Here is a 13,796-nt window from a genome sequence, read left to right on the forward strand (position 1 = left end):
TGCTACTATGCCTGATATTAAACTTTTCACTGGAAATGCTACGCCAGAACTTGCTAAACGAATTGCTGAACGTCTTTATACCTCCCTTGGTGATGCAACAGTAGGGCGTTTCAGTGATGGTGAAATTCAAGTACAAATTAACGAAAATGTTCGTGGTGGAGACATTTTCATTGTGCAATCAACTTGTGCACCAACAAATGATAACCTCATGGAATTAATCGTCATGGTTGATGCACTACGTCGTGCTTCTGCAGGACGAATTACTGCAGTTATTCCTTATTTTGGTTATGCTCGCCAAGATCGCCGTGTTCGCTCAGCTCGTGTACCCATTACTGCTAAAGTAGTTGCAGACTTTCTTTCAAGTGTCGGCGTCGATCGTGTTTTAACTTGCGATCTTCACGCTGAACAAATTCAAGGTTTCTTTGATGTGCCTGTAGATAACGTATTTGGCTCACCTGTATTGCTTGATGATATTTTGAAAAAAACAGACTTAGTTAATCCGATTGTCGTTTCGCCTGATATTGGCGGCGTGGTGCGAGCAAGAGCGGTGGCAAAATTATTAAATGATGCAGATATGGCAATTATTGATAAACGCCGTCCAAAAGCGAATGTCTCACAAGTAATGCACATTATTGGCGATGTTGCTGATCGTGATTGTATCTTAGTCGATGATATGATTGACACAGGCGGCACATTGGTGAAAGCCGCAGAAGCTCTAAAAGAACGAGGAGCTCGTCGAGTATTTGCCTATGCAACTCACGCAGTATTCTCTGGTTCAGCGGCAAAAAATTTGGCTAATCAAGCACTTGATGAGGTTGTGATTACTGATACCATTCCTTTATCAGACGAAATTAAAGCATTAAATAAAGTCCGAGTTTTAACACTTTCTGGTATGCTTGCTGAGGCTATTCGCCGAATTAGTAATGAAGAGTCAATTTCTGCAATGTTTAGCCATTAACTCTATTCCTAGCCCGATCTGATCGGGCTTTATTTCAAGCGGTCTTTTTCTCACTGATTATTGCATTATGTATTCTATCATTCGCCACGCACTATTCTCACTTGAGGCTGAAAATGCTCATCAGCTCTCCATTCAAGCACTTAAATTGCTTGGAAAACTGCCGATTTCTCTTGGGAATCTCACTGATAATCCTGTTGAAGTAATGGGACTCTGTTTTAAAAACCCAATTGGACTGGCGGCTGGAGCAGATAAAAATGGCGAAGCCATTGACGGTTTTGCTAAATTAGGCTTTGGTTTTATTGAGGTTGGTACAGTAACACCTGTTGCTCAAGCAGGAAACCCTCGCCCTCGCCAGTTTCGCTTGCCTGAGGTGCAAGGAATTATTAATCGCAATGGGTTTAATAATTTAGGCGTGGATAACCTTATTAACAACGTCAAAAATGCTCAATATAAAGGCATTTTAGGGATTAATATTGGTAAGAATGCAACCACTTCAATTGAAAATAGCATTGAAGATTATCTCACTTGTTTGCGTAAAGTCTACCCATATGCCAGCTATGTAGCAGTGAATATCTCCTCTCCGAACACGCAAAATCTGCGTATGTTACAATATGGTGAAGCATTGGACGAATTACTACGAACCTTGAAAGCTGAGCAAACTTCGCTCTCACAAAAATTCGGATATTATCGACCGCTAGTACTAAAAATTGCCCCAGACTTAACCCAGTCAGAAATTGTAGAGATTGCCGATAGCCTCATTCGTCATCAAATTGATGGTGTAATTGCAGGTAACACTACTTTATCACGACAATCTGTTGTAGGATTACCTAATGCTCAACAACAAGGGGGATTGAGTGGAGAGCCGCTTAATAGCTTAAGTACGCAATTAATTTTACAACTTGCTCAAGAGTTACAAGGGAGAGTACCGATTATTGGCAGTGGCGGCATACATTCTGCTGCTTCAGGGCAAGAAAAAATTGATGTAGGAGCAAGCTTATTACAAGTATATTCCGCAATGATATATCAAGGACCTAAGCTCATTAAAACATTAGTCAATCAAATCAAAATATCACAATAAATTTAACCTTTTAAGGCAGAAATAAGATGTTTGAACTGTTTCAAAATTGGTACAAAACTCGTTTTAGTGATCCGCAAATTATTACTCTACTTGCTATTCTACTGATTGGCTTTAGTACAATTTATTTCTTTAGTGATTTGCTAATGCCACTTCTAGTTGCTATTGTCTTGGCCTATTTACTAGAATGGCCAATTAGATTTCTGACGCACAAACTAAATTTTCCTCGCAGATTGAGCGTTATTCTCGTATTTGGCGGATCAATCTCTATTTCAATTTTTCTATTTATTGTGCTATTCCCAAGCCTGTGGAACCAAGCTGCTACCTTTATCAAAGACTTACCTTCTATGTTTAATTTGCTTAATGCATGGCTACAAGCCTTGCCAGAGCATTACCCAGAGCTGATCGATTATGCGATGTTAGACTCACTACTTAACTCACTTAAAATACATATCATCGGTTTAGGCGACTCGCTTCTCGCCTTTTCCCTCAATTCTCTGATCAGCCTTGTTGGGTTAGGTATTTACGCATTTTTAGTTCCGCTAATGGTCTTCTTCTTACTAAAAGACAAGACACTTTTTTTACGTTCTGCGGTGAAATTTATGCCTCATAACCGAATACTAGCAACACGAGTTTGGTTTGAAATGCAGCTACAAATTGCCAATTATATTCGAGGTAAATTTCTCGAAATTTTGCTCGTTGGCATATCAACTTACATTATTTTCTTATTTTTTGATTTACACTACCCATTACTACTTTCTGTTGCAGTAGGCTTATCAGTGCTTGTACCTTATATTGGAGCGGTTATTGTTGCAATTCCTGTTGTACTCGTTGCCCTATTCCAATTTGGCTTATCGCCTGATTTTTACTATGTTTTGCTGACATTTATTATCAGCCAGTTAATTGACGGCAATATTATCGTACCATTCCTCTTTTCAGAAGCCGTCAATCTACACCCATTAACCATTATTGTTGCAGTTATTATTTTTGGTGGACTATGGGGATTTTGGGGCGTATTTTTCGCAATTCCATTAGCAACCCTTGTTAAAGCCGTCTGTAACGCTATTCCAGCTTATGATGATGAGGAGTAGGTAAGAGTTGAGTGTAGAATAGAAAAATCTTCCTCTCCATCACGAAATGGTTAAAATTAAATAGACAGAGAGGAAAAAAACAAACCTACGAAATATGCGTTGCGATAAGATCGCCCATCTCACTAGTAGAAATTGAAGGGCATTCATCGGCAAGATCAGCTGTGCGGTAGCCTTTGGCGAGTACAGTTTTTACCGCATTTTCAATACTTTTAGCAGCATATTCTAGACCAAAGCTATAACGTAGCATCATTGCCGCAGAGAGGATTTGTGCAATTGGGTTCGCAATATTTTTTCCTGCTATATCAGGTGCTGAGCCGCCTGCAGGTTCATATAAGCCAAATCCTTTTTCGTTGAGGCTTGCAGATGGGAGCATACCCATCGAACCTGTTATCATTGCACATTCATCAGAGATAATGTCGCCAAAAATATTAGAGCAAAGTAATACGTCAAAGAAATCTGGCTGTTTAATAAGTTGCATTGTGGCGTTGTCGATATAAATGTGATCAAGTTTAACTTCTGGGTAATCTCTTGCGACTTGATTGACCACTTCACGCCATAATATTGAGCTGCTCAGTACATTCGCTTTATCCACTGAAGTAACGTGTTTATTACGTTTCATTGCAGTTTTAAAAGCAACGTGTGCGATACGTTCAATTTCAAAACGATGGTAAACCTCTGTATCAAATGCTTTTTCATTTGCTCCTTCTCCCTCTCGTCCTTTTGGCTGACCGAAATAAATACCGCCTGTTAATTCTCTTACGGTAACCATATCAAATCCTCTAGCTGCAATATCTGCTCGCAGTGGACAAAATTTTTCTAAACCTTTATATAAAGTTGCTGGGCGTAGATTTGAAAAAAGAGCAAAATGTTTGCGTAAAGGCAATAAAGCACCACGTTCTGGCTGTTCATTTGCAGGAAGGTGTTCCCATTTTGGTCCACCAACTGAACCGAATAAGATAGCATCAGCGGCTTCACAACCTTTCAGTGTCGTTTCTGGCAAAGCTGTGTTGTGGTTATCAATGGCAATACCACCAATATCAAAATAATTGTAATTCAATTTAAATCCATATTTTTGTTGCACGGCATCTAAGGCTTTGATAGCTTGTGCCATAATTTCAGGACCAATACCATCGCCACTTAATACGGCAACATTGTAAGTTTGCATATAAAATTCCTCTTATTATTAGAAAAATGTTTAGAATTGATAATATGAGCTATTTTGCCACGAAATAGCGAATATTGGCTAGGTTTTATTGCAGTATAGGTTCAAGCAGGCATTCCGTGATTTTTTTGCTATAGGTTTTGGAGATCTTTTAATGAAATTGACCGCTTATAAATGGGGCATTATTTTATTTAGTCTTTTTATGTTAGTCAGCTGCGGTACGATTGAAAGCATTATTGAAAATGATCTCACCCCTTATGCAGGTGTGAGTAATGATTTGCAAGCAATTGAAAATGGTGGTGTAGTTGGCGTATTAGCGGTGATCGATTTACCTCTCAGTTTTATATTCGATACCCTTATGCTTCCTGCAACACTCACTCGTTAAGGCTTTATTGATTTTCATTTAATAGTGCCACAATATAATTGCAGCTCACGTCGTGGTTAAGCCAGAATTTTTCGCTTATTGGATTAAAATGGTAGCCGACCATCTCCTGACACCGTAATGAAGCTTGGTCACACCACCTTAATAATTCAGCGGGTTTAATAAATTTTTCAAATTGGTGCGTGCCCTTAGGCAATACCTTAAGCACATATTCCGCCCCCAATATGACTAACAAATAGGCTTTCAGCGTGCGATTAATCGTGGAAATAAATAAGATACCATCGGGTTTGAGTAGGGCTTGACAACTTTGGATAATTGATAATGGATTGGGAACGTGTTCTAACATTTCCATACAAGTAATAACATCAAATTTTTTCGCATTCTGTGCAAGTTGAGTTTCAAGAAATGCTTCTACTGTTGTTTGCTGATAATCAATGGAAACCCCACTTTGTATAGCGTGATGACGAGCAACTTCAAGCGGTTCAGTTGTCATATCTAGTCCTGTTACCTCTGCCCCAAGTTTTGCCATCGCTTCACTTAAAATACCGCCCCCACACCCAACATCAAGCACTTTTTTACCAAAAAGCCCCCTACTTTTCTCATTAATATATGTTACACGATAGGGGTTTAGTAGGTGAATAGGTTTAAAATCCCCCTCTAAATCCCACCAATTTTTTGCCATTTTTTCAAATTTTCTAATTTCTTGCGGATCAACATTTGGGAGTATCATAATGTTACCTTGTTTAAAACACACCTGAACGAAAGACGGAGAATTCTACCTTAATCTTTACTTAAAAAATGCTAAGTGGTCATATTTTTGAAATATTTTGTAAAATTATCATCAAAATTAACTTAAATCTAATAAAATCGATCAAAAAATAGACAATCAATCTCAATTTTTCTAATTTTAAAGATAAATTTTTCTAATTTATCTTTTCAAGTATAAATTTGCTTGCTAGACTTCTAACGCCTAAAGCAAATAACAACAATTTGATTATCTTATATACAGGAGTCCACTATGAGCGATATAAATGCCCTTTTTCAAAAAATTAAACAACGTGATCCTAACCAACTTCCGTTTCATCAAGCAGTCGAAGAAGTGTTTGGTTCACTTACTCCATTTTTAGCCAAAAACCCAAAATACACACAACAAGGATTATTAGAAAGAATTGTCGAGCCAGAGCGTGTTATCAGTTTCCGTGTAACGTGGGTAGATGATAAAGGTCAAGTACAAGTAAATCGTGGCTATCGTGTACAAATGAACTCTGCAATTGGTCCTTATAAAGGCGGTATTCGTTTTCACCCAACTGTAGATTTAGGCGTACTAAAATTCTTGGCATTTGAGCAAGTATTCAAAAATGCTTTGACAACCCTACCAATGGGTGGAGGTAAAGGCGGTTCAGACTTTGATCCAAAAGGAAAATCTGATGCTGAAGTGATGCGTTTTTGTCAGGCATTTATGAGCGAATTATTCCGTCATATCGGTGCCGATACTGATGTACCAGCAGGTGATATTGGAGTCGGTGGACGTGAAATTGGCTATATGTACGGTCAATACAAAAAATTACGCAATGAATTTAGCTCTGTTTTAACTGGCAAAGGTTTAACTTGGGGAGGAAGCTTAATCCGTCCAGAGGCAACAGGTTACGGCACTGTCTATTTTGCTGAAAGTATGTTAAATACTAAAGGACAATCTTTTGAAGGAAAACGTGTTGTCATTTCTGGCTCAGGCAACGTGGCTCAATATGCAGCAGAAAAAGCAATACAGAAGGGTGCAAAAGTGCTGACTGTTTCGGATTCAAATGGCTATGTATTATTCCCAGAAAGTGGTATGACAGAGGAACAGTTAGCAGCATTATTAGAACTCAAAAATGAACGCCGTGAACGTCTTTCTGTTTACGCTAACGAACAGGGACTGAAATATTTTGAGGGCCAAAAACCGTGGGGCGTATCTTGTGATGTTGCTCTTCCGTGTGCGACTCAAAATGAATTAGATACAGAAGATGCGAAAGAACTAGTGAAAAATGGCTGTATCTGTGTTGCAGAAGGTGCCAATATGCCGACGACACTAGGTGGAGTTGAAGTGTTCATTGCAGCGAAAATTCTCTATGCACCAGGTAAAGCAGCAAATGCAGGTGGTGTAGCAACTTCTGGATTAGAAATGAGTCAAAACGCAATCCGCCTATCTTGGTCTCGTGAAGAGGTCGATCAGCGTTTATTTGATATTATGAAAAACATTCACGAAAACTGCGTGGAAAATGGTACTGAATCGGATAGTTTTGTAAACTATGTTAATGGTGCTAATATCGCAGGCTTCAAAAAAGTTGCTAATGCAATGTTAGAGCAAGGGATTTTATAAACCTTTTTCATTAAAATAATAAAACTAGCGGTCAGAATCTTTGCAAAAAATGCAGATATTTTGACCGCTAGATTGTATCAATTTGTTACACTTAAATGTACTTTTTAGCTAGATTCAGGCTGTTTATTCCGTTTACAGCGACTTTTTTGTAAGCCTTAGTGTCATCAGTCTGTAATTTAGTTGCCTCAATACACTTTTTGACAATCTCTTCAAACTCGCCACTGATGTCCACAAACGTAACATCATCCTCTTCAGACAAAGGGATTTCCAATGTATCAAATTGGCTTTTTAACATTTGTTCTTTCATATAATGCCCTTTTCGCTGTCGCATTCGCTCAAGAACAAGTGAATATTCACCATGTAAAAAAATAAACGCAATGTTCTGATTACCCTCACGGATTAAATCACGGTATTTTTTCTTCAATGCCGAGCAAATAATAATTCCCACTTCATTTTTTGTTTCAAGACTAAATGCGGCATCACGAATACGTTCTAGCCAAGGAAGACGATCTGTATCATTGAGCGGTTGTCCTTCTTCCATTTTTATGATGTTAGTTTTAGGGTGTAGATCATCACCATCAATAAGTTTAATTCCTAATTGGCGTGACATTTCTATGCCAACCTTAGTTTTTCCTGTACTCGATACGCCCATTAAAATAAATATTTTTGCCATTCTGTTATTCCTTCACATTTTAATTTTTGCCACCATTTTTATTTTAACAATAATAAAGCAGAGAGGTTGAATATTTTAAAAAATATGTGAAGTAGATCCCAAATTTAATATTTAGTACTTTACTTCTGGTCATAATCAGATAGCTTGTCAATGACCCTTCTCGAAGAGGAAAAGAGAAAGAAAATATGTTGATCTTCATTTTAATTTTATCTATTGCCATCTTACTATTACTCATTATGAAATTTAAGATGCACGCATTTATCGCTTTGGTTTTGGTGAGCCTATTCACCGCATTAGCCACAGGTATTCCTGTAAACAAAATCCTACCGACTCTTCTAAGCGGGTTTGGTAATACATTAGCAGCAGTCGCCTTGCTAGTTGGATTTGGGGCGATGATTGGTCGTTTACTAGAAATTACAGGCGGTGCAAAAGTACTTGCAGATACACTCATTAATAAATTTGGTGAACAAAAAGCCCCTTTTGCATTAGGAGTAGCCTCTTTTCTATTTGGTTTTCCTATTTTCTTTGACGCTGGGCTTGTTGTGATGTTGCCAATTATTTTTAGCGTAGCAAAACAATTCGGTGGCTCATTATTTCGTTATGCTTTTCCTGCAGCAGGTGCATTTGCCGTTACCCACGCATTTTTACCTCCTCACCCTGGTCCTGTTGCTGCTGGCGATTTGCTTGGTGCAAATATTGGCTTACTGACACTCATTGGTTTTATTTTGGCGATACCTACATGGTATTTTGCCACTTATTTGTATGGTATTTTTTTGGGGAAGAAATTTCATTTACCCCTACCAAAAGCTTTTTTAAATGCCTCCCCTATCCACGAGACTGCAATCATTAATCCGCCAAGTTTTAGGCGAGTATTGCTTATCTTACTTTTGCCACTTTGTTTAATTATGCTTGACACGGTACTTAATACTCTCTCTGTTGTAAAAGTTATTGATGGGGCTGCTTTGTGGGTTGAGAGTTTAAGACTGATAGGGAAAACGCCTATTGCTTTACTGATTTCTTTACTTGTTACGATTCTTTTATTAAAGGAACAACATAGCGTGGAACAAATAGAAAAAATTTGCGATAACGCTTTAGGATCAATTTGTTCAATTGTATTAGTAACTGGGGCAGGCGGAATGTTTGGTGGTGTTTTACGAGCGAGCGGTATTGGTGAGGTAATGGCAACAATGCTATCTGATACAGGAATGCCAATTATTGTTGCAGGATTTCTCATTTCAACCGCATTGCGTATTGCCCAAGGATCCGCCACTGTTGCGATCACTACAACTTCGGCATTGATTGCACCTGTTATTTCTAGCACAACTGGCTTAAGTCAATTTGATCTCTGCTTTATTGTCATTTCAATTGCCTCAGGAGCAACCGTGCTTTCTCACGTTAACGACAGTGGATTTTGGCTGGTTAGCCGTTTTCTAGAAATTGACACAAAAACAATGCTAAAAACTTGGACAGTACAAGAAACGCTCATCGGACTCGTCGGGTTTAGCCTAGCACTATTAGGCTCAGTATTACTTTAATAAAAACGGACAGATTATCAAAAATTTTATAATACATCTGACCGCTTACTAGTAACATTTGATGCTGAAGTATTATGATTTTTTGTGGCGATTATGTCCAGCCATTTTTTTACGAATCTCACGGCGTTCCTTTGAGAGATCAGCATTGCGTATCATATAATCATCAATGCGGTTCTCATAATCGTCTCGCATATTGCTTATGATCGCACGAATTTCTTCCACAGACATATTATCAGTAATGTACTGTGTTAGATTGTCAAGTAATAACAATCGTTTTCGGTTATCACGAATTTTACGGTCATTATCCGCAGTCTCACGCAAAAGTTTATTTTTTAGACGATATAGATGGACATAATCCAACAGATCTTGAAATGATTGCTTTTTATTTTCCATAATGAATTCCTCTATTAAGTGGGAAAAGAAAAGTAAGATAGTAAAAATAGAATGGCAAAATCCTAGACCTTTTAAACGAATTCGTCAAAAGGTTTATCATTGATTTATTCATTGTTCTGTTACCTATGAATGAAAATGTGGTAAAATCGGCAAAACTGAAATAATTGATAAATTTGGGGATAGCTATGACAAATGCAAACAGACGTTCCATGCCAACACTTTTTTCGAACAAAAATGATATTTATAGCCATCAAGTCCGCATTGTATTGGCGGAAAAAGGTGTAGTATATGAAATTGAAAATATTGAATCTGGTGTAATCTCTGAGGACCTACTTGAACTTAACCCTAGAGGAACATTGCCTACACTCGTTGATCGTGATTTAGTTATTTCTAATGCTCGCATCATTATAGAATATCTTGATGAACGTTTTCCACACCCGCCACTAATGCCAGTTTACCCAGTTTTAAGAGCGCAATGTCGTTTAAATATGGAACGCATTCAGCAAGACTGGTTTTCTCTTATGGAGAGAGTAGAAAAAGACCCAACTAGTTCAGAAGCTCAAAAAATATTAAAACAGCTAAAAGAAGAAATATTAGTACTAGGACCAGTATTTGCTGATAGTGATTATTTTCTCAGTGAAGATTTTAGCTTAGTAGACTGCTACGTTGCACCATTATTATGGAGAATGAGTAATCTTGGCATTGAATTTAAAGGAGCAGGAAGTAAAGCAGTAAAAGCCTATATGGCTCGGGTATTCAAACGGGATAGTTTTGTACAATCAATAGGCGGCAGCGTGCCAAAATATTTAATGGACGATAAAGAATAATGAAACCGTTACGTCCCTATTTGTATTCAGCGTACTATCAATGGATTTTAGATAGTGATTACACACCGTATTTGATAATAAACGCACATTATCCTGATGTAGATGTTCCACAAGAGTATATCAAAGAGGGTAATATCATCTTAAACATTGCACCTCGATCCATTGGGCAATATATTTTTAATGATGAATTCATTCGCTTTAATGCTCGTTTTCAAGGCATGTTACGAGATATTTATTTGCCATTGGGAGCCATCAATGCGATTTATGCACAAGAAACAGGCGATGGCATTATTTTTCAAGCAGAAGATTATTACAGCGAGGTAGATTATAAAAATCGTAAAGAAAAAATGGATTTAGAGAAATTAGCTACAGAATCCACTAACCAGGCAAAGCCTAAAAGTGGAAAATTAAAGTTGGTAAAATAACCATCAATACATCGACTCTATGAGAAAAAATTCATACAGCTTATATCTTTCTCAGATGTAATATTAAAAATTTCTCTGTTCTTTTTGACACAAAAGGAACAGAGATTTTTTTACTAAATTAATTGATTTAAAGCATAACATTACACTAGACTTTTTTGTAAAATTTCGTAAAAATCTCACCGCTTGTTTTATGTTAACAAGTGGAAAAATTAAAAAATATGATACTCAACTATACTAAAATAAGAAGAAAATTATGTGTCAATTATTAGGAATGAATTGCAATACACCAACAGATATTACATTTTCATTTGAGGGATTTCGAAGACGTGCGGGATTAACCGATCACCATAATGATGGCTTTGGAATCGCATTTTTTGAAGGGAAAGGGGTACGAATTTTTCGAGATAATCGTCCAGGTGCATCATCACCTATGGCTGATTTAGTCAATCAATATCACATAAAATCTTACAATGTTATTGCACATATTCGCAAAGCGACAAAAGGTGAGGTGAACTTAGAAAACACACACCCATTTATTCGTGAATTATGGGGAGAAAATTGGGTATTCGCTCACAATGGCACAGTCAATATTAATGTTTGTCCAAGTAGTCATTATCAACCTATTGGTACAACTGATTCAGAAGCTGCATTTTGCTGCATCACCGCACGATTAAAGGAACGATTTAACCAAAAACCTGATGAACAAACTTTATTTAAGTCAATAATGGAGATCACTAGCAAAATTGCAGAACACGGCGTTTTCAACTTTATCCTTTCTAATGGACATTGGATGATCGCCCGCTGCTCAACAAATTTACATTACGTTTGCCGTAAAGCACCTTTTGGTAAAGCATTACGTGATGATGATGTTATGATTGATTTTCGTCAATATACGCTAGAATCTGATAAAGTAACCATCATTACAACTCAGCCCCTGACTAAAAATGAACAATGGAAAAAAATGAAAAACGGTGGCTATGTCTTTTTCAAAGATGGTGATGTATTGTACGAAGTCGAAGGATCCCTACCTGAATGCGAAGCACATGTTTAATTGCTAAATTATTATATCCTCTAAATATATGAGAGGATATAGGATGTCTTTTATACTTTATTTGGCAGCTTTTTCCAAGTAACCTCATTACGCAAATAAACAGGTTCGATATCAAGGGCTGAATGTATGTTGCCTATTTTAGCCTCATTCATGGCTAAAGGAAGCATGAATTCAGCTGAAGGTAAGGTGATTTCATTTGGCTGAATTGTTGGATTTAATTCACTAAATTGTGAGTAAGCCAGCCAGCCCGTACCTACGATAGTAGGATTATTTTCGAGTTTAAATTGTTTAATGGCACATATTGGAGAGCATACTTGTTCTGTGACAATCGTTGTCCATTCAGAAGTATTGCGTGAGAATTGAGCAAAATAAACTTCATTCATTCGAGCATCAATCAATGCAATAACTTCTGTTTTACCAAACTGCTGATAAGCTTGTTCTGCCATCATTAGTAAATTAGAAACTGGAACAACAGGTAGATTGCCGCCAAACGCCAATCCTTGTGCAATCCCAACCCCTACTCTTAGACCAGTAAAACTTCCTGGTCCTCTTCCAAATGCCAATAGCTCTATCTGCTTAAGAGTGATATTCGATTGGTTTAATAACTCATCAATCATAGGCAGAATGCGTTGGGTGTGCGTACGAGGGCTAAGCTCTGAAATTGTAGTGATGTTACCTTCGTATAACAGTGCCACCGAGCAAGCTTCGGTGGCAGTATCAATTGCTAAAATTGTTTTCATCGGATCTTTGAGGTATAAAATTTAAAGCTCTGAACTACAAAGAGTTCACTTGACGGCGTTTTTTCACAGCTTGTGCAAGTTGGAATAGTGCTTTTTCACTATCTTCCCAGCCAATACAGCCATCAGTAATACTTTGTCCGTAAACAAGCAGTTGATTTGGCACTAAATCTTGTCTACCCTCAACCAAATGACTTTCAATCATTACGCCTGAAATAAAATGTGAACCAGAGGCAATTTGCTGACAAACATCATTACATACATCAACTTGGCGTTTAAATTGTTTTTGGCTATTAGCGTGGCTAAAATCAACCATAACGTGTGGGCGACGTCCTGATCTCTCAATATCAACGCACACTTTTTTAACGGATTCTGCGTCGTAATTTGTCCCATTATCCCCCCCCCGCAAGATGATATGGCAATCAGGATTACCTCGAGTAGAAACAATAGCAGAATGCCCAAATTTTGTTACCGATAAGAAATGATGGGGGGCTTCAGCTGCACCAATTGCATCAAGTGCAATTTTTACACTGCCATTTGTGCCATTTTTAAAGCCCACAGCACAGGACAAACCAGACGCTAGCTCACGATGAACTTGTGATTCTGTTGTTCTTGCTCCAATTGCCCCCCAACTCATAAAATCAGCCATATATTGTGGCGTAATCATATCTAAGAACTCACCTGCTGCGGGCACAGTCAAGTCATTAATATCAGACAACACTTTACGAGCAATACGCAAGCCATCATTGAGTGCAAAGGTAGAATTAAGGTAAGGATCATTTATCAACCCCTTCCAGCCTACTGTTGTGCGTGGTTTTTCGAAATAAACTCTCATCACCAACTCTAAATTCTCAGCAATTTCAGGATTATTTCTCAACGCCCGAATTTTTTGAGCGTACTCTAATGCAGCGTTTGGATCGTGAATCGAGCAAGGTCCAATCACAACCAATAAACGGTCATCAGCACCGTGAATAATCTTATGAATTGCCTTGCGTGCTTTTGCAACCGTATCCGCAGCAATATCGCTTGCAGGGAAACGCTCTAATAGTGCAACGGGTGGCAATAATTCTTCAATATGATCAATTCTAACGTCATCATTTCTATAAATTTCGCTCATTTATTGTTCCT

Annotated in this window: 14 protein-coding genes and 1 pseudogene; 9 read left to right on the forward strand and 6 right to left on the reverse strand. The window is 37.8% G+C overall.

Going from position 1 to position 13,796, the window contains the following annotated elements; all coding sequences use genetic code 11:
- The first annotated feature begins 7 nt into the window (after positions 1-7).
- From EV693_RS03400 to EV693_RS03410, 3 genes are all read left to right on the forward strand, one after another.
- On the forward strand, positions 8-958 hold the full coding sequence (locus EV693_RS03400; RefSeq protein WP_132500976.1) for a ribose-phosphate pyrophosphokinase: 951 nt from the start codon (positions 8-10) through the stop codon (positions 956-958).
- 67 nt (positions 959-1,025) lie between these two features.
- Positions 1,026-2,036, forward strand: coding sequence for a quinone-dependent dihydroorotate dehydrogenase (gene pyrD / locus EV693_RS03405; RefSeq protein ID WP_132500977.1), 1,011 nt, complete (start codon positions 1,026-1,028; stop codon positions 2,034-2,036).
- Between the two features lie 26 nt (positions 2,037-2,062).
- Positions 2,063-3,124, forward strand: coding sequence for an AI-2E family transporter (locus tag EV693_RS03410; RefSeq protein ID WP_132500978.1), 1,062 nt, complete (start codon positions 2,063-2,065; stop codon positions 3,122-3,124).
- 85 nt (positions 3,125-3,209) lie between these two features.
- Here the strand turns inward: EV693_RS03410 and leuB are convergent, their stop codons facing one another.
- A complete protein-coding gene (leuB, locus tag EV693_RS03415) occupies positions 3,210-4,289 on the reverse strand; it encodes a 3-isopropylmalate dehydrogenase (protein WP_132500979.1) in 1,080 nt (359 codons plus the stop codon).
- A 151-nt stretch (positions 4,290-4,440) separates the two neighbouring features.
- On the opposite strand from leuB, the gene EV693_RS03420 reads away from it, so the two are divergent.
- Positions 4,441-4,671, forward strand: a complete 231-nt coding sequence (locus tag EV693_RS03420) for a YceK/YidQ family lipoprotein (protein WP_132500980.1) — start codon at positions 4,441-4,443, stop codon at positions 4,669-4,671.
- A 4-nt stretch (positions 4,672-4,675) separates the two neighbouring features.
- Here EV693_RS03420 and ubiG read toward each other — a convergent pair whose 3' ends face one another.
- The gene (gene ubiG, locus EV693_RS03425; RefSeq protein WP_132500981.1) at positions 4,676-5,398 is read right to left on the reverse strand and encodes a bifunctional 2-polyprenyl-6-hydroxyphenol methylase/3-demethylubiquinol 3-O-methyltransferase UbiG; all 723 of its coding nucleotides are present in this window, start codon (positions 5,396-5,398) and stop codon (positions 4,676-4,678) included.
- A gap of 288 nt (positions 5,399-5,686) precedes the next feature.
- Between ubiG and gdhA the strand changes: the two genes are divergently transcribed.
- Positions 5,687-7,027, forward strand: a complete 1,341-nt coding sequence (gdhA, locus tag EV693_RS03430) for an NADP-specific glutamate dehydrogenase (RefSeq protein ID WP_132500982.1) — start codon at positions 5,687-5,689, stop codon at positions 7,025-7,027.
- A gap of 175 nt (positions 7,028-7,202) precedes the next feature.
- Here gdhA and EV693_RS03435 read toward each other — a convergent pair.
- Positions 7,203-7,700: pseudogene (locus tag EV693_RS03435) on the reverse strand (gluconokinase); the annotation flags it as partial.
- A gap of 185 nt (positions 7,701-7,885) precedes the next feature.
- On the opposite strand from EV693_RS03435, the gene EV693_RS03440 reads away from it, so the two are divergent.
- Positions 7,886-9,235 (forward strand): GntP family permease, encoded by a 1,350-nt coding sequence (locus EV693_RS03440; RefSeq protein WP_132500984.1) that lies wholly within the window; start codon positions 7,886-7,888, stop codon positions 9,233-9,235.
- A gap of 72 nt (positions 9,236-9,307) precedes the next feature.
- Here the strand turns inward: EV693_RS03440 and EV693_RS03445 are convergent, their stop codons facing one another.
- Positions 9,308-9,631 (reverse strand): DUF496 family protein, encoded by a 324-nt coding sequence (locus EV693_RS03445; RefSeq protein ID WP_132500985.1) that lies wholly within the window; start codon positions 9,629-9,631, stop codon positions 9,308-9,310.
- 182 nt (positions 9,632-9,813) lie between these two features.
- Between EV693_RS03445 and EV693_RS03450 the strand changes: the two genes are divergently transcribed.
- From EV693_RS03450 to EV693_RS03460, 3 genes are all read left to right on the forward strand, one after another.
- Positions 9,814-10,455, forward strand: a complete 642-nt coding sequence (locus EV693_RS03450; RefSeq protein WP_132500986.1) for a glutathione S-transferase N-terminal domain-containing protein — start codon at positions 9,814-9,816, stop codon at positions 10,453-10,455.
- On the forward strand, positions 10,455-10,880 hold the full coding sequence (locus tag EV693_RS03455) for a ClpXP protease specificity-enhancing factor (protein ID WP_132500987.1): 426 nt from the start codon (positions 10,455-10,457) through the stop codon (positions 10,878-10,880). Before EV693_RS03450 ends, EV693_RS03455 begins: the two co-directional genes overlap by 1 nt.
- A gap of 253 nt (positions 10,881-11,133) precedes the next feature.
- Entirely contained in the window at positions 11,134-11,931 is a 798-nt protein-coding gene (locus tag EV693_RS03460) for a class II glutamine amidotransferase (protein WP_132500988.1), read from the forward strand.
- 50 nt (positions 11,932-11,981) lie between these two features.
- Here EV693_RS03460 and tsaB read toward each other — a convergent pair whose 3' ends face one another.
- Both tsaB and aroG read right to left on the reverse strand, forming a co-directional pair.
- Entirely contained in the window at positions 11,982-12,671 is a 690-nt protein-coding gene (gene tsaB, locus EV693_RS03465; RefSeq protein WP_132500989.1) for a tRNA (adenosine(37)-N6)-threonylcarbamoyltransferase complex dimerization subunit type 1 TsaB, read from the reverse strand.
- Positions 12,672-12,705: 34 nt separating this feature from the next.
- Positions 12,706-13,785, reverse strand: a complete 1,080-nt coding sequence (gene aroG / locus EV693_RS03470) for a 3-deoxy-7-phosphoheptulonate synthase AroG (RefSeq protein WP_132500990.1) — start codon at positions 13,783-13,785, stop codon at positions 12,706-12,708.
- Positions 13,786-13,796 lie beyond the last annotated feature (11 nt).

Source organism: Nicoletella semolina (genome assembly GCF_004345745.1).
Classification (GTDB): Bacteria; Pseudomonadota; Gammaproteobacteria; order Enterobacterales; family Pasteurellaceae; genus Nicoletella; species Nicoletella semolina.

Bases quoted from the DNA above. Each gene is read 5' to 3' on its own strand.
- EV693_RS03400 (WP_132500976.1), top strand. From the start codon at position 8: ATGCCTGATATTAAACTTTTCACTGGAAATGCTACGCCAGAACTTGCT.
- pyrD (WP_132500977.1), top strand. From the start codon at position 1,026: ATGTATTCTATCATTCGCCACGCACTATTCTCACTTGAGGCTGAAAAT.
- EV693_RS03410 (WP_132500978.1), top strand. From the start codon at position 2,063: ATGTTTGAACTGTTTCAAAATTGGTACAAAACTCGTTTTAGTGATCCG.
- leuB (WP_132500979.1), bottom strand. From the start codon at position 4,289: ATGCAAACTTACAATGTTGCCGTATTAAGTGGCGATGGTATTGGTCCT.
- EV693_RS03420 (WP_132500980.1), top strand. From the start codon at position 4,441: ATGAAATTGACCGCTTATAAATGGGGCATTATTTTATTTAGTCTTTTT.
- ubiG (WP_132500981.1), bottom strand. From the start codon at position 5,398: ATGATACTCCCAAATGTTGATCCGCAAGAAATTAGAAAATTTGAAAAA.
- gdhA (WP_132500982.1), top strand. From the start codon at position 5,687: ATGAGCGATATAAATGCCCTTTTTCAAAAAATTAAACAACGTGATCCT.
- EV693_RS03440 (WP_132500984.1), top strand. From the start codon at position 7,886: ATGTTGATCTTCATTTTAATTTTATCTATTGCCATCTTACTATTACTC.
- EV693_RS03450 (WP_132500986.1), top strand. From the start codon at position 9,814: ATGACAAATGCAAACAGACGTTCCATGCCAACACTTTTTTCGAACAAA.
- EV693_RS03455 (WP_132500987.1), top strand. From the start codon at position 10,455: ATGAAACCGTTACGTCCCTATTTGTATTCAGCGTACTATCAATGGATT.
- EV693_RS03460 (WP_132500988.1), top strand. From the start codon at position 11,134: ATGTGTCAATTATTAGGAATGAATTGCAATACACCAACAGATATTACA.
- tsaB (WP_132500989.1), bottom strand. From the start codon at position 12,671: ATGAAAACAATTTTAGCAATTGATACTGCCACCGAAGCTTGCTCGGTG.
- aroG (WP_132500990.1), bottom strand. From the start codon at position 13,785: ATGAGCGAAATTTATAGAAATGATGACGTTAGAATTGATCATATTGAA.